Origin of the sequence: Burkholderia catarinensis, assembly GCF_001883705.2 — a bacterium.
Classification (GTDB): domain Bacteria; phylum Pseudomonadota; class Gammaproteobacteria; order Burkholderiales; family Burkholderiaceae; genus Burkholderia; species Burkholderia catarinensis.
Genome location: NZ_MDEQ02000037.1, coordinates 41,133 through 59,462, shown reverse-complemented (window position 1 = coordinate 59,462; position 18,330 = coordinate 41,133). Strand labels below are relative to the sequence as shown.

At 68.7% G+C, this 18,330-nt stretch carries 17 protein-coding genes; 12 read left to right on the top strand and 5 right to left on the bottom strand.

Going from position 1 to position 18,330, the window contains the following annotated elements; all coding sequences use genetic code 11:
* Nucleotides 1–567 (top strand): TolC family protein (locus BFF94_RS34345; RefSeq protein ID WP_219140354.1); only part of this gene is annotated, 567 nt, incomplete at its 5' end.
* A gap of 347 nt (nucleotides 568–914) precedes the next feature.
* Here the strand turns inward: BFF94_RS34345 and BFF94_RS34340 are convergent.
* Nucleotides 915–2,291 (bottom strand): nucleobase:cation symporter-2 family protein, encoded by a 1,377-nt coding sequence (locus BFF94_RS34340; protein ID WP_162285575.1) that lies wholly within the window; start codon nucleotides 2,289–2,291, stop codon nucleotides 915–917.
* Nucleotides 2,292–2,730: 439 nt separating this feature from the next.
* On the opposite strand from BFF94_RS34340, the gene BFF94_RS34335 reads away from it, so the two are divergent.
* The 3 genes from BFF94_RS34335 to fghA all read left to right on the top strand — a co-directional run bounded on the left by BFF94_RS34335 (nucleotide 2,731) and on the right by fghA (nucleotide 6,396).
* Nucleotides 2,731–4,197, top strand: coding sequence for a xylulokinase (locus tag BFF94_RS34335; protein ID WP_219140353.1), 1,467 nt, complete (start codon nucleotides 2,731–2,733; stop codon nucleotides 4,195–4,197).
* Nucleotides 4,198–4,424: 227 nt separating this feature from the next.
* On the top strand, nucleotides 4,425–5,531 hold the full coding sequence (locus tag BFF94_RS34330) for an S-(hydroxymethyl)glutathione dehydrogenase/class III alcohol dehydrogenase (protein WP_128843317.1): 1,107 nt from the start codon (nucleotides 4,425–4,427) through the stop codon (nucleotides 5,529–5,531).
* A gap of 16 nt (nucleotides 5,532–5,547) precedes the next feature.
* Nucleotides 5,548–6,396: an S-formylglutathione hydrolase gene (fghA, locus tag BFF94_RS34325; protein WP_128843318.1), complete on the top strand. Its 849-nt coding sequence runs from the start codon at nucleotides 5,548–5,550 to the stop codon at nucleotides 6,394–6,396.
* 142 nt (nucleotides 6,397–6,538) lie between these two features.
* Here fghA and BFF94_RS34320 read toward each other — a convergent pair whose 3' ends face one another.
* The 4 genes from BFF94_RS34320 to BFF94_RS34305 are packed head-to-tail and all read right to left on the bottom strand — an operon-like array spanning nucleotide 6,539 to nucleotide 9,641.
* Nucleotides 6,539–7,321, bottom strand: a complete 783-nt coding sequence (locus tag BFF94_RS34320) for a metal ABC transporter permease (RefSeq protein WP_128843319.1) — start codon at nucleotides 7,319–7,321, stop codon at nucleotides 6,539–6,541.
* Nucleotides 7,314–8,204, bottom strand: coding sequence for an ABC transporter ATP-binding protein (locus BFF94_RS34315; protein ID WP_128843320.1), 891 nt, complete (start codon nucleotides 8,202–8,204; stop codon nucleotides 7,314–7,316). Before BFF94_RS34315 ends, BFF94_RS34320 begins: the two co-directional genes overlap by 8 nt.
* Nucleotides 8,205–8,218: 14 nt before the next feature.
* Nucleotides 8,219–9,133 carry a metal ABC transporter solute-binding protein gene (locus tag BFF94_RS34310; protein ID WP_219140352.1) on the bottom strand — a complete coding sequence of 305 codons (915 nt, stop codon included), beginning with the start codon at nucleotides 9,131–9,133 and terminating at the stop codon, nucleotides 8,219–8,221.
* A gap of 46 nt (nucleotides 9,134–9,179) precedes the next feature.
* The gene (locus tag BFF94_RS34305) at nucleotides 9,180–9,641 is read right to left on the bottom strand and encodes a Fur family transcriptional regulator (RefSeq protein WP_006483754.1); all 462 of its coding nucleotides are present in this window, start codon (nucleotides 9,639–9,641) and stop codon (nucleotides 9,180–9,182) included.
* Nucleotides 9,642–9,970: 329 nt separating this feature from the next.
* Here BFF94_RS34305 and BFF94_RS34300 point away from each other — a divergent pair, with 329 nt between their 5' ends.
* The 8 genes from BFF94_RS34300 to BFF94_RS34265 all read left to right on the top strand — a co-directional run bounded on the left by BFF94_RS34300 (nucleotide 9,971) and on the right by BFF94_RS34265 (nucleotide 18,312).
* Entirely contained in the window at nucleotides 9,971–10,747 is a 777-nt protein-coding gene (locus BFF94_RS34300; protein ID WP_128843321.1) for an L-iditol 2-dehydrogenase, read from the top strand.
* 60 nt (nucleotides 10,748–10,807) lie between these two features.
* Entirely contained in the window at nucleotides 10,808–11,764 is a 957-nt protein-coding gene (locus BFF94_RS34295) for a sugar kinase (RefSeq protein WP_219140351.1), read from the top strand.
* Nucleotides 11,752–13,104 (top strand): D-tagatose-bisphosphate aldolase, class II, non-catalytic subunit, encoded by a 1,353-nt coding sequence (locus BFF94_RS34290; protein ID WP_219140350.1) that lies wholly within the window; start codon nucleotides 11,752–11,754, stop codon nucleotides 13,102–13,104. Before BFF94_RS34295 ends, BFF94_RS34290 begins: the two co-directional genes overlap by 13 nt.
* 75 nt (nucleotides 13,105–13,179) lie before the next feature.
* The gene (locus tag BFF94_RS34285) at nucleotides 13,180–14,505 is read left to right on the top strand and encodes an ABC transporter substrate-binding protein (protein WP_128843323.1); all 1,326 of its coding nucleotides are present in this window, start codon (nucleotides 13,180–13,182) and stop codon (nucleotides 14,503–14,505) included.
* 114 nt (nucleotides 14,506–14,619) lie between these two features.
* Nucleotides 14,620–15,567 (top strand): carbohydrate ABC transporter permease, encoded by a 948-nt coding sequence (locus BFF94_RS34280; RefSeq protein ID WP_219140349.1) that lies wholly within the window; start codon nucleotides 14,620–14,622, stop codon nucleotides 15,565–15,567.
* Nucleotides 15,564–16,415, top strand: coding sequence for a carbohydrate ABC transporter permease (locus BFF94_RS34275; protein ID WP_128845709.1), 852 nt, complete (start codon nucleotides 15,564–15,566; stop codon nucleotides 16,413–16,415). Before BFF94_RS34280 ends, BFF94_RS34275 begins: the two co-directional genes overlap by 4 nt.
* Complete coding sequence (locus tag BFF94_RS34270; protein ID WP_219140348.1) at nucleotides 16,412–17,140, top strand: HAD family hydrolase; 729 nt, start codon at nucleotides 16,412–16,414, stop codon at nucleotides 17,138–17,140. The genes BFF94_RS34275 and BFF94_RS34270 overlap by 4 nt, the downstream gene beginning before the upstream one ends.
* A gap of 62 nt (nucleotides 17,141–17,202) precedes the next feature.
* Nucleotides 17,203–18,312, top strand: coding sequence for an ABC transporter ATP-binding protein (locus BFF94_RS34265; protein WP_128845711.1), 1,110 nt, complete (start codon nucleotides 17,203–17,205; stop codon nucleotides 18,310–18,312).
* Nucleotides 18,313–18,330: the final 18 nt, after the last annotated feature.

Sequence of the window (18,330 nt, the reverse complement as noted above, 5' to 3'; positions counted from 1 at the left end):
TTCTTCCCGAAGATCTCGCTGACGGCGGCGTTCGGCACCGCGAGCCCGACGCTGGGCGGGCTGTTCAAGGCCGGCACGGCGGCGTGGTCGTTCGCGCCGAACATTGCGGTGCCGATCTTCGAGGGCGGGCAGAACATCGCGAACCTCGATCTCGCGCACGTGCAGAAGCGCATCGAGATCGCGAACTACGAGAAGGCGATCCAGTCGGCGTTCCGCGAGGTGTCGGACGGGTTGGCCGCACGCGGCACGTACGACCAGCAGATCGCGGCGCTGGAGCGCAACGAGCACGCGCAGCAGCGACGTTTCGACCTGTCGGACCTGCGCTACAAGAACGGCGTCGACAGCTACCTGTCGGTGCTGACCGCGCAGACGGACCTGTACTCGGCGCAGCAGTCGCTGATCAGCGCACGCCTGGCACGCTGGACGAACCTGGTCGACCTGTATCGTGCACTGGGCGGCGGGTGGGTGCAGCGGGCCGGCGAGACGCCGCGCGCGCCGGACGCACCGGTCGACTACGACAAGGCGGCCGCACCGGCTGCCGCGTCGGCAGCGGCAGCGAACGGGTAAGCACGGCGAAGGGCGGGAGCGGGCAGCCGCTTCTGTCTGCCGAACCGGCTGTACGCAAAAACGAAACGCCACGGACGAACGTTCGTGGCGTTTTCTTTTGCGCTGTCGAATCGCGCGGCGCGCAGACCGTTGTCGTGACGATGCCCGCGTCGGACCCAGGCGACGCGGCTCGCTCCTGCCCGCACGGCCGGTCGGCACACCCCGCGCCGCGCGACCGGCGGCCAGCGTTCCCGATCCGGCAGCGATTGCGCCGGCGTCGCGCGATTCGACACCTGCAACGCAAGACGCCACGGCATGCCGTGGCGTCTTGTCTTTACCGCGTTGCGCCGTCGTCCGGCGCGTTGCGATCAGTGGTGCACGTCGGCGGGACGCCCGTCGAAGTCGTGTCCGGCGCGACGGATGTCGCAGCGCGCGTCCTTCTCGCCTTTCACGCCGTTGAACACGATGTTCAGGACCACTGCCGTTACCGATGCCAGCAGGATGCCGCTGTGCAGGATCGGTGCGAGCGCCGGCGGCAGCTTCGAGAAGAAGTGCGGCGACACGACCGGCACGAGGCCCATGCCGATGCTCACGGCGACGATGAACAGGTTGTGGGCGTTGTTCACGAAGTCGACCTTCGACAGCACCTTGATGCCGTTCGCCGCGACCATCCCGAACATCACGATGCCTGCGCCGCCGAGCACGAACGGGGGCACCGACGCGACGACCTGCGCCATCTTCGGGAACAGGCCGAGCAGCACGAGGATCACGCCGCCCGTGGCGCACACGAAACGGCTCTTCACGCCCGTCACGCCGATCAGGCCGACGTTCTGCGAGAACGACGTATGCGGGAACGAGTTGAAGATGCCGCCGATCAGCGTGCCGAGGCCGTCGACGCGCAGGCCGCGCACGAGGCGCTCCTGGTTGACCGGGCGATCGACCATGTCGCCGACCGCGAGGAACATGCCGGTCGATTCGATGAACGTGACGAACATCACCGTGACCATCGTCGCGATCGACAGCGGGTCGAAGTGCGGCCAGCCGAAGTGGAACGGCATCACGAAGCCGACCCACGGCGCGAGCGACACGCCTTCCGTGTTCACGCGGCCGATGGCGAACGCGATCACGAAGCCGGCGACGATGCCGAGCAGCACCGAGATGTTCGCGATGAAGCCGCGGCCGAACTTGTTGATCAGCAGGATCAGCGTGAGCACGAGCAGCGACAGGCCGAGATAGACGGGGCTGCCGTATTCGGGGTTGCCGATGCCGCCGGCCGCCCAGTTGATGCCGACTTCCATCAGCGACAGCCCGATCACGGCGATCACGGTACCGACGACCACGGGCGGGAAGAACCGCAACAGCTTGCCGATCGTCGGCGCCAGCACGATGCCGATGATGCCGGCCGCGATGGTCGAGCCGAAGATGTCGAGAATGCCGAGGCCGGGGTTCGTGCCGATCGCGATCATCGGGCCGACTGCCGCGAACGTGCAGCCCATGATGACGGGCAGGCGGATCCCGAAGATCCACAGGCCCAGCGTCTGGATCAGCGTGGCGATGCCGCACGAAAACAGATCGGCGCTGATCAGGAACGCGATCTGGTCTTTCGGCAGCTTGAGCGCGCCGCCAACGATAAGCGGTACGGCGACAGCGCCGGCGTACATGACGAGGACGTGTTGCAGGCCAAGCGTTACCAGCTTGCCGGTCGGCAGCACCTCATCGCACGGATGGACCGTGTTCGATTGCATCTGTCTCACTCCATGATCTTGTTTTCGGGGTGATACGAAGTTATTCGGAATGAATCCATGCAACAAGAGCACTGGGTTCTATTCCGTTCTTTGCTGGTTCGATATGCCATTTCGGCATGGAACAGGGTGTCGATCATCGGGAAGCTGCCGCAGGAGTGAGGTTCCCCGGTTTTATAGCCCTTCAAAATAGCGCCGGCCCCCGTGTCAAATATCGAGCGCTTTATGGTGTGTATCGGGTCGGCCGCATAGTGGCAAAAAGTGCCTCCGGGAAATCGTGCCGGGTTAACCCGTGAACGGCCGCTTTTGCACGCAAGGCGCAGCCCGGTGAAACCCGGCGGCCGACCGCGCTTTCGGCGCGCGTTGGCGGCGGCAAAAAACGGGGCGTGCATCGCGATCCCGTTATCATCGATATCCGTTCATACGAATTCGCCTTCACGTCATGCGCCTGCTTGGAATCGACCTCGGCACCGGCTCCGTCAAACTCGTCACGCTCGATGCCGACGGCGTCGAGCGTGCGGTCGCGAGCGAACCTTATGGGTTGTCGTCGCCGCAGCCCGGCTGGGCCGAGATCGCGCCCGATGCGTGGTGGCAGGCGCTGGTACGCGCGGCCGCGCGGCTGCCGGCCGGCGAGCGCGCGCAGGTCGCGGCGATCGGCTTTTCGGGGCAGATGCACGGCGTCGTGCTGATCGACGCGGCCGGGCGGCCGGTGCGGCCCGCGCTGCTGTGGCCCGACACGCGCGCGGTGCGCGAAGCGGACGCGGCCGGCTGGCCCGTCGCCGGATTGCCCGTCGCCGGATTGCCCGTCGCCCCGAACCCCATCGCGCCGGGCATGGCAGGCCCGCTGTTGCGCTGGCTGGCCGCGCACGAACCCGATGCACTGCGCGCCGCACGCTGGGCCGTGCAGCCGAAGGACTGGTTGCGCATCGCGCTCGGCGGCGACGTCGCGGCCGATCCGAGCGATGCGTGCGCGACCGCGCTCGCGTCGCCCGATGGCGCATGGGATGTCGCATTGATCGACGCGCTCGGCCTGCCGGCCGACCGGTTCGCGCCGGTTCATGCGTCGACCGCGCGCTGCGGCGCGCTCGGCGCGCAGGCTGCGGCTGCGCTCGGCCTGCCGGCCGGCGTGCCGCTCGCGACGGGCGCGGCCGACACCGCATGCGCGGCGCTCGGCAGCGGGCTCGCCGCGGCCGGCGACGCGCTGCTGACGACCGGCAGCGGCGGCCAGATCGTCGTGCTCGCGGATGCGCTGCCGCCCGCGCGGCGCGGGCTGCATCGCTATCGCGCCGCGGCCGGCGGCGGCTATTACACGATGGCCGCGATGCAGAACGTCGGGATTGCGCTCGAGGCCGTGCGCGGCTGGCTCGGCTATCCGGGGTGGGCCGATGCCTATGACGATGCGTTCGCGCAACCGGCGTCCGAACGGCTGTGCTTCCTGCCGTACCTGAGCGGCGAACGTTCGCCGTGGATGAACCCCGATGCGCGCGGCGGCTGGCTCGGCCTCGGGCTCGGCGACACGCGGGGCGCGATGATGCGCGCCGCGTTCGAGGGCGTCGCGTTCGCGTTGCGCGCGGGGCTCGATGCGATCCGCGACGCCGATCGCGGCGACGCGGTGACGACGCTGCGCCTCGCGGGCGGCGGCTCGGTCGATCCGCGCTGGCGCCAGTTGCTCGCCGACGCGCTCGGCGCGTCGCTGCATGCGATCGACTGCCCGAACGCGGCGACGCGCGGCGCCGCGCTGCTTGCGGGCGTCGCGATCGGGCACTGGCGGGAAGATGCGCTGCACGCGCTGGCGCCGAACGCGTCGCCGGCCGCCGCGCCGCGCGACGATCGCATGCTGGCCGCGCGCCACGCACGCTTCATCGATCTGTACGCGCGAACGGATGCATGGTTCACGACGGGCGTTTAAACTCGAACACTTGTTCATTTGCGTCAGCGATGACGCATCGTGGCAAGCCGGCGACCGTTTCCCGCACGCGATGCGCGGCGGGACCGGCCATCATGGCGAGCACGGGATTCTTTCGCCGTGTCGCGCGCGATTCCGCGCGGCACGGCTTCGACCGCTTTGCATGGAACCCGGTGCGGCGCTTCAGCGCCAGGCCCGGACCGACCTCATAGACCGACAGGAGTGACACGATGAAGACGAAAGCAGCGATTGCATGGAAGGCGGGCGCGCCGCTGACGATCGAGGAAGTCGATCTGGAAGGGCCGCGCGCAGGCGAAGTGCTGATCGAGGTGAAGGCGACGGGCATCTGCCACACCGACTACTACACGCTGTCGGGCGCCGATCCCGAGGGGATCTTCCCGGCGATCCTCGGCCATGAAGGCGCGGGCGTGGTGGTCGACGTCGGCCCCGGCGTCGGCACCGTGAGGAAGGGCGACCACGTGATTCCGCTCTACACGCCCGAATGCCGCGAGTGCAAGTTCTGCCTGTCGCGCAAGACCAACCTGTGCCAGAAGATCCGCTCGACGCAGGGCCGTGGCCTGATGCCCGACGCAACGTCGCGCTTCTCGCTCGACGGCAAGCCGCTGTTCCACTACATGGGCACGTCGACGTTCTCGAACTACATCGTGGTGCCGGAAATCGCGGTCGCGAAGGTGCGCGAGGACGCGCCGTTCGACAAGATCTGCTACATCGGCTGCGGCGTGACGACGGGCGTCGGCGCGGTCGTGTATTCGGCGAAGGTCGAGGCCGGTGCGAACGTGGTCGTGTTCGGCCTCGGCGGGATCGGCCTGAACGTGATCCAGGGCGCGAAGATGGTCGGCGCGGACAAGATCATCGGCGTCGACATCAACCCGAAACGCGTCGAGCTCGCGAAGAAGTTCGGGATGACGCACTTCATCAACCCGAACGAAGTCGAGAACGTGGTCGACCACATCGTGCAGCTGACCGACGGCGGCGCGGATTATTCGTTCGAATGCGTGGGCAACGTGAAGCTGATGCGCCAGGCGCTCGAGTGCACGCACAAGGGCTGGGGCCAGTCGTTCATCATCGGCGTGGCCGCGGCCGGCGAGGAAATCAGCACGCGTCCGTTCCAGCTGGTAACCGGCCGCGAGTGGAAGGGTTCGGCGTTCGGCGGCGCGCGCGGCCGCACCGACGTGCCGAAGATCGTCGACTGGTACATGGAAGGCAAGATCAACATCGACGACCTGATCACGCACACGCTGCCGCTCGAGCGGATCAACGAAGGCTTCGACCTGATGAAGGCCGGCGAGTCGATCCGCTCGGTCGTGCTGTACTGACCGGGAGCGCACCGCGATGCTCGAACTCGTTTCCTCGCATGCGTGCCACGGCGGCGAGCAGCGTTTCTACCGTCACGATTCGGCGGCCATCGGCCTGCCGATGAAGTTCTCGGTGTACCTGCCGCCGCAGGCCGCGCACGGCCGCGTGCCGGCGCTGTTCTATCTCGCGGGGCTCACGTGCACCGACGAGACGTTCGCGATCAAGGCTGGCGCGCAGCAATACGCGGCGCAGCACGGCATCGCGCTCGTGATGCCCGACACGAGCCCGCGCGGCGCGGGAGTGCCGGGCGAGACCGATGCGTGGGACTTCGGCGTCGGCGCGGGCTTCTATGTCGATGCGACCGAAGCGCCGTGGTCCGCGCATTACCGGATGGAGTCGTACGTGACGGGCGAGCTGCGCGAGCTCGTCGCGGCCGAGCTGCCGATCGACGGCGCGCGGCTCGGGATCTTCGGGCACTCGATGGGCGGGCACGGCGCGCTGACGCTCGCACTGCGCCATCCCGGCCTGTACCGGTCGGTGTCGGCGTTCGCGCCGATCGCCGCGCCGACGCGCTGCCCGTGGGGCGAGAAGGCGTTCTCGGGTTACCTCGGCGACGATCGCGACACATGGAACGCACACGATGCGAGCGAACTCGTCGCGCGCGCCGACGCGCCGAAGTTCGCGGACGGCATCCTCGTCGACCAGGGTCTCGCCGATCAATTCCTCGCGAACCAGCTGAACCCCGACGTGTTCGAAGCCGCGTGCGCGAAGGCCGGCCAGCCGCTGACGCTGCGCCGCCATCCGGGCTACGACCACGGCTACTACTTCATCTCGACGTTTATCGCCGATCACATCGCGCATCATGCGCGCGTGCTCGCACGGTGAGCGGGGCGGGACGCAGGTAACGCTCACGGCGCTCCGCACGATCGCGGACGCATGAAAAAATGCCGGCGCTGCCCTCGGGCACGCCGGCGTTTTCATTTGGGCCGGGCGGCGATCCGTCGGGCGGCCCTCCGCCGATCGTCGATCAGTTGCGCCGCAACAGGCTCGCGCCGTACACGAGCGCCGACAGCGCGGTGATCCAGAAGCTCGTCGGCCAGTCGGTGTGATACGCGAGCACGATGCCGGCCCACGCTTCGAACAGCGCGAACAGCGCGGCGAGCAGCACGCCCGTCGACAGCCGCGTCGACACGTTCTGCGCGGCGGCAGCCGGCCCGACCAGCAGCGTGAACACGAGCAGCACGCCGACGATCTGCGTCGCCGCGGCCACCGCGAGTGCGCACACCGCGAGGAACAGCATCGACACCGTTCGCAGCGACACGCCCTTGGCTTCGGCCAGCTCGGGCTGCAGCGATGCGAACAGCAGCGGCCGAGCGATCAACGCGAGCGCGCCGAGGCTCACCGCGCCGATGCCCGCGAGCACCGCGAGCGTATCGTGGCTGACCGCGAGCACGTTGCCGAACAGTAGCGCGGTGACCTGCGTCGCGAACGACGTGTAGAAATGCAGGAACAGCAGGCCGAAGCCGAGCGCGCCCGACAGGATCACGCCGATCGCGACGTCGCGGCCCGCGAGCCGTTCGCCGAGCGCGCCCATCCCGATCCCGGCCGCGAGCGTGAAGCCGACCATCCCCCAGATCGGCGAGATGCCGAGCAGCACCGCGCCCGTCGCGCCGGTGAAGCCGACGTGCGACAGCGCGTGGCCGGCGAAGGTCTGCCCGCGCAGCACCAGGAAATAGCCGACGATGCCCGCGAGCACCGCGACGATCCCCGACGCCGCGAAGGCGTTGATCATGAAGTCGTATTCAAACATCGTGCGAATGCCCGGGATGAGCGTGTCCGTGGTGGTGATGGTCGTGGCCGCCGCCGCCGCCGTGCGAGTGGCCGTCGTCGTCCTCGTGCTCGTGATCGTGCTTCTCGATCTCGACGTCGCCCGACATCACGAAGATCTTGCCGTTCACGCGCATCACGTCGATCGGCGATCCGTAGAGCCGCGACAGCACGGGCTTCGTGATCACCTCGTCGACGGTGCCGAGCGCCGCGACGCCGTTGCCGAGATACAGCACGCGGTCGAGCGCGTTCAACAGCGGATTCAGCTCGTGCGCGGAGAACAGCACGGTGATGCCGAGCTCGCGCTGCACGTTGCGCACCAGTTCGACGACGCCGCGCTGGTGGTTCGGGTCGAGGCTGATCAGCGGCTCGTCGAGCAGCAGCAGCTTCGGGCTGCCGAGCAGGCACTGCGCGAGCAGCAGGCGCTGCCGCTCGCCGCCCGACAGTTCCGACAGCGGCCGGCGCGCGAGCGTCGCGCCGCCGACGAGATCGAGCACGCGGTCGACGTCGCGGCGCGTCGCCGCGTTCGTGTGCGGCAGCCCCCAGCGGTGGCCGTCGGCGGCCATCGCGACGAAATCGTAGCCGCGCATCCGGCGGTTCGCGAGGCCGCTTCGGATCTGCGGCATGTAGCCGATCGACGCGTTGCCGCGCACGACCGGCACGCCGCCGACCGACAGCGTGCCGGCCGACACGGGCACGAGGCCGAGCACGGCGCGCATCAGCGTCGTCTTGCCCGCGCCGTTCGGCCCGAGCACGCCGACGAATTCGCCGGGTTCGATCGAGAAGCTGACGTCGCGCAGGATCGTGCGTCCGCCCAGTTCGAGCGTGACGCGATCGACTGCGAGGGCGTGGGGAGTGGCGGTCATTTCGTTGCGGTCGTTTATTGCTTGCCGGCGGAAAGCGCGGTGGAGAGCGCGTCGAGCTGGCCGGCCATCCATTGCTGGAAGGTCTTGCCGGCCGGCTGCGTCTCGGTGACGCTGACGGTCGGCACGCCGCCGTCGCGCGCGATCTTCAGCATGCGCTTGGTCATCGGTTCCTCGGCCTGGCTGTTGTAGATCAGCACGCGCACCTGCTTCTTGCGCAGGTCGTTCTCGAACGCGGCGACGTCCTGCGCGCTCGCCTCGGTGTCGTTCATCGTCGCGAGCTGGAAGCGCTGGTTGCGCATGTCGAGGCCGATCGCGTCGGACATGTAGCCGAACACGGGCTCGGTGGCCGTCACGGGCACGCCCTTGTACTGCGCGCGCAGCGCGGCGACCTTGTCGCCGACGGGTTTCAGCGACGTGATGAACTTCTGCAGGTTCGCGTCGTATTCGGCCCGGTTCGCCGGGTCGGCACGGCCGAGCTCGGCGGCGATTGCGCGTGCGGCGGCCGGCATCGTCGCCGGGTCGTACCACAGGTGCGGGTTGTCGCCGGCCTTCTTGCCGACCAGATCGGCGACGACGATCGTCGCGCGCCTGGCCTGCTTCGACGCGCCGAGCAGCTTGCCCATCCACGGATCGTAGTTGGCGCCGTTGTAGATCACGACCTGCGCGTGCTGCAGCGCGCGGGCGGTCTTCGGGCTCGCTTCGAACAGGTGCGGATCCTGATCGGGATTGCTGAGGATGCTGGTCACCGCGACGTGGCTGCCGCCGATCTGCGATACGACATCGCCGTAGAAATTCTCGGCGGCGACGACGTTGACGGTCGCGGCCTGCGCGAACGCGGGCGCCGCGAGCGACAACGCGGCGGCGGTGGCGGCGAGCCAGCGGATAGGCGGCAGGGCGCGCCGCGGCGCGCGCTTCAGGGCAATCGACATGGAACTCCTCGTTGGAAGGGGCGGCGCGTGCGCCGCGCGATACGCGTCAGCGTTGCGCGGGCTTGCGCTTGCAATGTCCGCACAGGCCGCTCAGCTCGACGACCTGGTGGTGCACTTCGAAACCGTGCGCGGGCTCGCTCGCGGACAACTGCTTCGCGAGGTCGCCGCCGGGAATCTCGACGGTGTCGCCGCACGAATCGCAGATCAGGAACTGGCCTTCGTGCGGCACGCCGATCTCGCAGCAGGCGAAGAACGCGTTCTTCGATTCGATCCGGTGGATGAAGCCGTGCTCGACGAGAAAATCCAGCGCGCGATAGACGGTCGTGGGCGGCACGCGGCCGCGCTGCGGCTCGAGCTCGGCGAGCAGGTCGTATGCGCCGATCGGGCGCTGCGCGGCCAGCACGCGCTCGTAGACCTGGCGGCGCAGCGGCGTCCACGCGAGCCCGTGCTCGGCGGCGAATGCGTCGGCCCGGGACAGCCGGGCGTCAATGGGCGATGAGGTAGCCATGGCGTGAAGCAGGCAATGAAACAAAGTACGGCGATGATATAACGTATCGTCGCGCCGTGCAGCGCGAATTCCCCCTTTCCCTCCAGGCTCCGTCCCCTTCATCGCCGATCCGACCGCGCCGCACCGCGCGTGCCGCGCCTTGCCCGGCGTGCGCAGCAGGCCGCCGCGATGCGCCGTTGTGCCGCAGCGCGTCATAGAAAGCCGTCACGTCGCCTTGACAGCGCGAATCGCGTATCCGATCATTCGATCACTAACAGAGCAATTGATCGGTCTGCGGGCGTTCGCTCACCTCGCGGCCGTCGTACAGCAGAACGAACCGGAGACAGCCAGTGAGACTGGAAGACAAGGTCGCGATCCTGACGGGCGCCGCAAGCGGCATCGGCGAAGCGGTCGCGCAACGCTATCTGGACGAGGGCGCGCGCTGCGTGCTCGTCGACGTGAAGCCGGCAGGCGGCTCGCTGGCCCGGCTCATCGAGGCGAATCCCGGCCGCGCGGTGGCCGTCACCGCGGACGTCACGCGCCGCGACGACATCGAGCGGATCGTCACCACCGCGGTCGAGCGTTTCGGCGGCGTCGACATCCTGTTCAACAACGCGGCGCTGTTCGACATGCGCCCGATCCTCGACGAATCGTGGGACGTGTTCGACCGGCTGTTCGCGGTCAACGTGAAAGGGCTGTTCTTCCTGATGCAGGCCGTCGCGCAGCGGATGGTCGAGCAGGGGCGCGGCGGCAAGATCGTCAACATGTCGTCGCAAGCCGGCCGTCGCGGCGAGGCGCTCGTTTCGCACTACTGCGCGACCAAGGCCGCGGTGATCAGCTATACGCAGTCGGCCGCGCTCGCGCTCGCGCCGCACCGGATCAACGTGAACGGCATCGCGCCGGGCGTCGTCGACACGCCGATGTGGGAACAGGTCGATGCGCTGTTCGCGCGCTACGAGAACCGGCCGCTCGGCGAGAAGAAGCGGCTGGTGGGCGAAGCCGTGCCGCTCGGCCGCATGGGCGTGCCGGGCGACCTGACGGGCGCCGCGCTGTTCCTCGCGTCGTCCGACGCCGACTACATCACCGCCCAGACGCTGAACGTCGACGGCGGCAACTGGATGAGCTGACATCATGGCGCCGCTCGCACGCGCAGCCTGCCGGCCGATCCCCGAACGAGGGTACGCCTGATGGCCGAGATCGTCGTCGCCGGCGAACTGCTGGCCGAATTCGTCGCCGCCGAGCGCGGCCAGGGTTTCGATACGCCGGGCCTGTTCGCCGGACCGTTCCCGAGCGGCGCGCCCGCGATCTTCGCCGACCAGGCCGCGCGGCTCGGCGCGCGCGTCGCGTATGCGGGCTGCGTCGGCCGCGACGCGTTCGGCGATGCGATCGTCGCGCGGCTCGAACGCGATGGTGTCGACGTCGCGCGCATCCGCCGCGTCGCGCGCCCGACCGGCACCGCGTTCGTCGCGTATCGCGACGACGGCTCGCGCAGCTTCGTCTTCAGTCTTTCCTCCAGCGCGGCCGCGTGTATCGATGCGTCCGACGTCGATACCGCGATGTTCGACGGCTGCCGCTATTTCCATGTGATGGGCTCGTCGCTGACGAGCGAATCGGCGATCGCGGCGCTCCAGCGCGGCGTGATCGAGGCCGCGCGCGCCGGCGCGAAGGTGTCGTTCGATCCGAACGTGCGCCCCGAAATGCTGAGCTTTCGCCCGATGCGCGCGGCGCTCGACGAGATGCTCGCTGCGTGCCACCTGTTCCTGCCGAGCGAGGCCGACCTGCCGTTCTTCTGCGGGCCGCAGCCGGCCGAGCGTGCGATCGCGGGCCTGCTCGCGACCCATCCGCTGCTCGAGCGCGTCGTGCTGAAGCGCGGTGCACAAGGCAGCGTCGCGTTCGATCGCGCGAGCCGCGTCGACGCGACGGCCTTTCCGGTCGACGAGATCGACCCGACCGGCGCCGGCGACTGTTTCGGCGGCACGCTGGTCGCGAGCCTCGTCGCGGGCGTGCCGATCGAGGTCGCACTGCGCCGCGCGAACGCGGCCGGCGCGATCGCGGTCACGCGGCGCGGCCCGATGGAGGGCAACAGCAGCGCGGCCGAGATCGACCGTTTCCTGACCGAACGAGGTGTGGCATGTCCGGCCTGACGACCTTCGCCGAGCGCTCGCGCACCGCGCACGCCGACGCCGTGTTGCGGATGATCTTCGACGCGAATCGCGCGGACGCGCAGCGCGGCATCTATTCGATCTGCAGCGCACACCGGCTCGTGCTGGAGGCCGCTTGCGAAGCCGCGCGCGCAGACGGCTCGCCGCTCTTGATCGAGGCGACCTGCAACCAGGTCAATCATCTCGGCGGCTATACGGGCATGACGCCCGCCGATTTCCGCCGCGACGTCGACGCGATCGCCGATCGCTGCGGGCTCCCGCCGTCGGCGCTCGTGCTCGGCGGCGACCACCTCGGCCCGAACCCGTGGCGGCATCGCCGCGCGGCCGATGCGATGCGCGAAGCCGACGCGATGGTCGCCGCGTATGTCGAAGCCGGTTTCGAAAAGATCCACCTCGATGCGAGCATGGCGTGCGCGGACGATCCGGTGCGGCTCGACGACCGCACGATCGCCGCGCGCGCGGCCGAACTGTGCCGCGTGGCGGAAGACGCGGCGTCGCGCGCCGGCGTCGCGCCCGTCTACGTGATCGGCACCGAAGTGCCGACGCCGGGCGGCGAAGTCGGCGGCAACGATGGCGATACGGCGATCGCGCAAATCGCGGTCACGCGCAGCGACAGCATCGCGGCGACGCTCGACGCGCACCGCCGCGCGTTCTCGGCGGCCGGGCTCGACGCTGCGTGGACGCGCGTCGTCGCGATCGTCGCGCAGCCCGGGGTCGACTTCGACGATCGCCACGTGCTCGATTACGACAGCGCCAAGGCGGCGTCGCTCGGCGCGAGTATCCTGCAGACACCGCGCCTCGTGTTCGAGGCGCATTCGACCGACTACCAGACCGAGAGTGCGCTCGCGGCGCTCGTGCGCGACCACTTCGCGGTGTTGAAGGTCGGCCCCGCGCTGACGTTCGCGCTGCGCGAGGCGCTGTTCGCGCTGACGTTCATCGAGGACGCGCTGATCGACGCTGCCGCGCAGCGCTCGCGATTGCGCGACGTGGTCGATGCCGCGATGCGCGCGCAGCCCGAGCACTGGGCGCCTTATTACCGCGGCGGCGAGGCCGAGCAGCGGCTCGCGCGCCAGTTCAGCTACAGCGATCGCATCCGCTACTACTGGCTGCAGCCGGCCGTCGCGGCCGCGGTCGAGCAACTGTTCGGCAACCTCGCGCGGCAGCCGGTGCCCGAGACGCTCGTCGCGCAGTGGCTGCCGGATGTCTACGCGGCGTGCCGCGCGGGCGGCCTCGCGAAGGAGCCGCGCGCATGGGTGCGCCACCGGATACGCGACGTGATCGCGCACTATGCGCGCGCGTGCGGAATGCAGCGGCCGGCGTGACGGGCCGCGAAGGAAACGACGCAATACGCAATACGCAACACCGACGACATTTCGAACAATCACAGGAGACATGCCATGCAACGAAAGATGCTCGACGCCGCCGCCCGCTGCGTTGCCGGAGCCGCGCTCGCGACGGCGGCCTGCGCCGCGTCCGCCGGCACGCTGACGATCGCGACGCTGAACAACCCCGACATGATCGAGCTGAAGAAGCTGTCGCCGGCATTCGAGAAGGCGAATCCCGACGTCAAGCTGAACTGGGTGATCCTCGAGGAGAACGTGCTGCGCCAGCGCGCGACGACCGACATCACGACCGGCAGCGGCCAGTTCGACGTGATGGCGATCGGCACCTACGAGACGCCGCAGTGGGGCAAGCGCGGCTGGCTCGCGCCGATGACGGGCCTGCCCGCCGACTACGACCTGAACGACATCGTGAAGACCGCGCGCGACAGCCTGTCGTACAACGGCCAGCTCTACGCGCTGCCGTTCTACGTCGAAAGCTCGATGACGTTCTACCGCAAGGACCTGTTCGCGGCGAAGGGGCTGAAGATGCCCGACCAGCCGACCTACGACCAGATCGCGGAATTCGCGGACAAGCTCACCGACAAGGCGAAGGGCACCTACGGGATCTGCCTGCGCGGCAAGGCCGGGTGGGGCGAGAACATGGCGTACGTGTCGACGGTCGTGAACACGTTCGGCGGACGCTGGTTCGACGAGAACTGGAACGCGCAGCTCACGTCGCCCGAATGGAAGAAGGCGATTGGGTTCTACGTGAACCTGCTGAAGAAGGACGGCCCGCCGGGAGCGAGCTCGAACGGCTTCAACGAGAACCTGACGCTGACCGCGTCGGGCAAGTGCGCGATGTGGATCGACGCGACGGTTGCGGCCGGGATGCTCTACAACAAGCAGCAGTCGCAAGTGGCCGACAAGATCGGCTTCGCGGCCGCGCCGGTCGCCGCAACGCCGAAGGGCTCGCACTGGCTGTGGGCGTGGGCGCTGGCCGTGCCGAAGACGTCGAAGCAGCAGGACGCCGCGCGCAAGTTCATCGCATGGGCGACGTCGAAGCAGTACATCGAGATGGCCGGCAAGGACGAGGGCTGGGCATCGGTGCCGCCGGGCACGCGCACGTCGACCTATCAGCGCCCCGAGTACAAGGCCGCCGCGCCGTTCTCGGACTTCGTGCTGAAGGCGATCGAGACGGCCGACCCGAACGATCCGTCGCTGAAGAAGGTGCCGTACACGGGCGTGCAGTACGTCGGGATTCCTGAATTCCAGTCGTTCGGCACGGTGGTCGGCCAGTCGATCGCCGGCGCGGTGGCCGGCCAGATGACGGTCGACCAGGCGCTCGCCGCCGGGCAGGCCGCCGCCGATCGCGCGGTCCGGCAGGCCGGCTACAAGAAGTAACGCGAAGGAAGTCGCGCGGCCCGCACCGTGCGCCGTCGCGCACGGCGCGGGCCGACGAAGCCGAAAGGCGGGCAGGCCGTTCGCGCCCGCGCATCAACCGGAGGGACCCCGATCATGCGTCACCTGCGTCTTCCCCTGAGTCACGCGCCGTCGGTCGGCGACGCGTCGCTGCCGCCGGGCGCGCCGCGCCGCGCGCGAGGCGGCGCGAGCTGGCTCGTGTCGCCGTCCGTCGCGGTGCTGCTGCTGTGGATGTCGATTCCGCTCGCGATGACGATCTGGTATTCGTTCTCGCGCTACAACCTGCTGAACCCGGACGTGAAGGGCTTCGCGGGGCTCGACAACTACCGCTTCCTCGCGACCGATCCGTCGTTCCTGCCCGCGATCTGGCACACGCTCGTGCTGATCGGCGCGGTGCTCGCGATCACGGTGATCGGCGGCGTGCTGATGGCCGTGCTGTTCGACCGCAAGTTCTACGGGCAGGGCGTCGCGCGGCTGCTCGCGATCGCGCCGTTCTTCGTGATGCCGACGGTGTCCGCGCTGATCTGGAAGAACATGATCCTGCATCCGGTGTACGGGCTCGTCGCGACCGCGATGCGCGCGCTCGGGATGACGCCGATCGACTGGTTCGCCGATTACCCGCTCACCGCGGTGATCATCATCGTCGCGTGGCAATGGCTGCCGTTCGCGTTCCTGATCCTGTTCACCGCGATCCAGTCGCTCGACCAGGAGCAGAAGGAAGCCGCGCGCATCGACGGCGCCGGCCCGATCGCGATGTTCTTCTACATCACGCTGCCGCACCTGAAGCGCGCGATCGCCGTGGTCGTGATGATGGAAACGATCTTCCTGCTGTCGATCTTCGCGGAAATCTACACGACGACCGGCGGCGGCCCCGGTAATGCGACGACCAACCTGTCGTATCTGATCTACGCGCTCGGCCTGCAGCAGTTCGACGTCGGCCTCGCGTCCGCCGGCGGCATCATCGCCGTCGTGGTCGCGAACGTCGTGTCGTTCTTCCTCGTGCGGATGCTCGCGCGCAACCTGAAGGGAGAATACGAAAAATGAGCGATCTGACTTTGCAAGGCCGGCGCGCGCCGGCTGCATTCGACCTCGTGCGACGCGCGTTGCCCGGCACGCTTGCGTGGCTGATCGCGCTGCTGCTGTTCTTCCCGATCTTCTGGATGGCGATCACCGCGTTCAAGACCGAGCAGCAGGCGTACGCATCGACGCTGTTCTTCATGCCGACGCTCGACAGCTTCCGCGAGGTGTTCGCGCGCAGCAACTACTTCGCGTTCGCGTGGAATTCGGTGCTGATCTCGGCGGGCGTCACGGTGATCTCGCTGCTGTTCGCGGTGCCGGCCGCGTACGCGATGGCGTTCTTCCCGAACCGCCGCACGCAGAAGGTGCTGTTGTGGATGCTGTCGACGAAGATGATGCCGTCGGTGGGCGTGCTCGTGCCGATCTACCTGCTGTGGAAGAACGCGGGGCTGCTCGACACGGTGTCGGGCCTCGTGATCGTCTACACGCTGATCAACCTGCCGATCGCGGTGTGGATGACCTTCACGTATTTCAACGAGATTCCGAAGGACATCCTGGAAGCCGGGCGCATCGACGGCGCGTCGACGTGGCAGGAGATCGTCTACCTGCTGATGCCGATGGCGCTGCCCGGGCTCGCGTCCACCGCGCTGCTGCTCGTGATCCTGTCGTGGAACGAGGCGTTCTGGAGCATCAACCTGTCGAGCTCGAACGCCGCACCGCTGACCGTGTTCATCGCGTCGTACTCGAGCCCGGAGGGGCTGTTCTGGGCGAAGCTGTCCGCAGCATCCCTGCTCGCGGTCGCGCCGATCCTGATCGTCGGCTGGCTGTCGCAGAAGCAGCTCGTGCGCGGGCTCACGTTCGGGGCGGTCAAATGAGCGCGGCCGGCGAAGGTGCGACCGGCGAAGGCGCGGCCGGCGAAGGCATGAATGTCCTGATCTGCGATTGCGACGGCGTGCTGATCGACAGCGAGGCCGTGGCCGCCGACGTGATCGTGCGCGAACTCGATGCGCGCTGGCCGGGCGTCGATGCGCGGCCGGCCGTGATGCCGCTGCTTGGGCTGAGGATCGAGCGCGTGCTGGCCGGCGCTGGCGAGGCCGTCGGCCGCACGCTGTCGGCCGGCGACGTCGATGCGATCCGCCGCGCGGTCGAGGCAGCGGCCGTCAATGCGCCGATGGTCGACGGCATCGATGCGGCGCTGGCCGCGATTCGACTCACGACGGCCTGCGCGAGCAACAGCTATCGCGCCTACGTCGAGGCGGCGCTCGCGCGCACGGGCCTCGCGCGCTTCTTCGGCGACCGGCTGTTCTGCGCGGATTCCGTCGCGCGGCCGAAACCGGCGCCGGACGTGTATCTCGCGGCCGCGCGCACGCTCGGCGCGGCGCCCGCGCACTGCCTGGTCGTCGAGGACAGCGTGACCGGCATCACCGCGGCGGCCGCGGCCGGCATGACCGTGCTCGGCTTCGTCGGCGGCGGGCATGCATCGGCCGCGCAGATCGACGCGCTGCGCGGGATCGGCGCGCGCCACGTATTCGACGACATGCACGAGCTGCCCGGTTACGTCGCGCGCTGGCAGGCGACCGGCGCGGTGCTGCCGAACTAGCAACCACGAACGACTGCGCGCCGCGTTCGACGCGGCGCATCACGAACGAACGGAGACAGATCATGGCAAGCGTGCTCCTGCGCAACATCGCGAAGCGCTACGACGACACCGAAGTGCTGCGCAACGTGAACCTCGACATCGCCGACGGCGAATTCGTCGTGTTCGTCGGGCCGAGCGGCTGCGGCAAATCCACGCTGATGCGGATGATCGCCGGCCTCGAGGATATTTCGAACGGCGACCTGCTGATCGATGGCGCGAAAGTCAACGACGTGCCGAGCGCGAAGCGCGGCATCGCGATGGTGTTCCAGTCGTATGCGCTGTACCCGCACATGACGCTGTACGACAACATGGCGTTCGGCCTCAAGCTCGCGGGCGCGAAGAAGCCCGAGATCGACCAGGCCGTGAAGCAGGCCGCGAAGATCCTGCACATCGATCACCTGCTCGACCGCAAGCCGAAGCAACTGTCGGGCGGCCAGCGGCAGCGCGTCGCGATCGGCCGCGCGATCACGCGCAAGCCGAAGGTGTTTCTGTTCGACGAGCCGCTGTCGAACCTCGACGCCGCGCTGCGCGTGAAGATGCGCCTGGAGTTCGCGCGGCTGCACGACGAGCTGAAGACGACGATGATCTACGTGACGCACGACCAGGTCGAGGCGATGACGCTCGCGGACAAGATCGTCGTGCTGTCGGCCGGCGCGGTGCAGCAGGTCGGCACGCCAAACGCGCTCTATCACGCGCCGGCAAACCAGTTCGTCGCGGGCTTCATCGGTTCGCCGAAGATGAATTTCCTGAAAGGCACGGTCGAAGCGGTCGATGCGGGCGGCGTGCTGGTGCGCTTCGACAGCGGCGAGACGCAGCGTGTCGCGGTGGAGGCGGGCGGTTTGCAGCGCGGTGCGGCGGTGACCGTCGGCGTGCGGCCCGAGCATTTGCAGGTCGAAACGGCGGGCACCGGCGTCGCCGCGCGGACGATGGCCGTCGAGTCGCTCGGCGATGCCGCGTATCTGTATGCGGAGTCGGCCGTCGCGCCGGACGGGCTGATCGCGCGGATTCCGCCGCTCGATACGTATCGCACCGGCGAGACGCTGCACGTGCATGCGCAAGCCGAGCACTGCCACCTGTTCGACGAGCACGGGCAGGCGTTCCGCCGGCTGAGCCTGCATGCGAAGGCTGCGTGACGATTCGCGGCCTCGTCG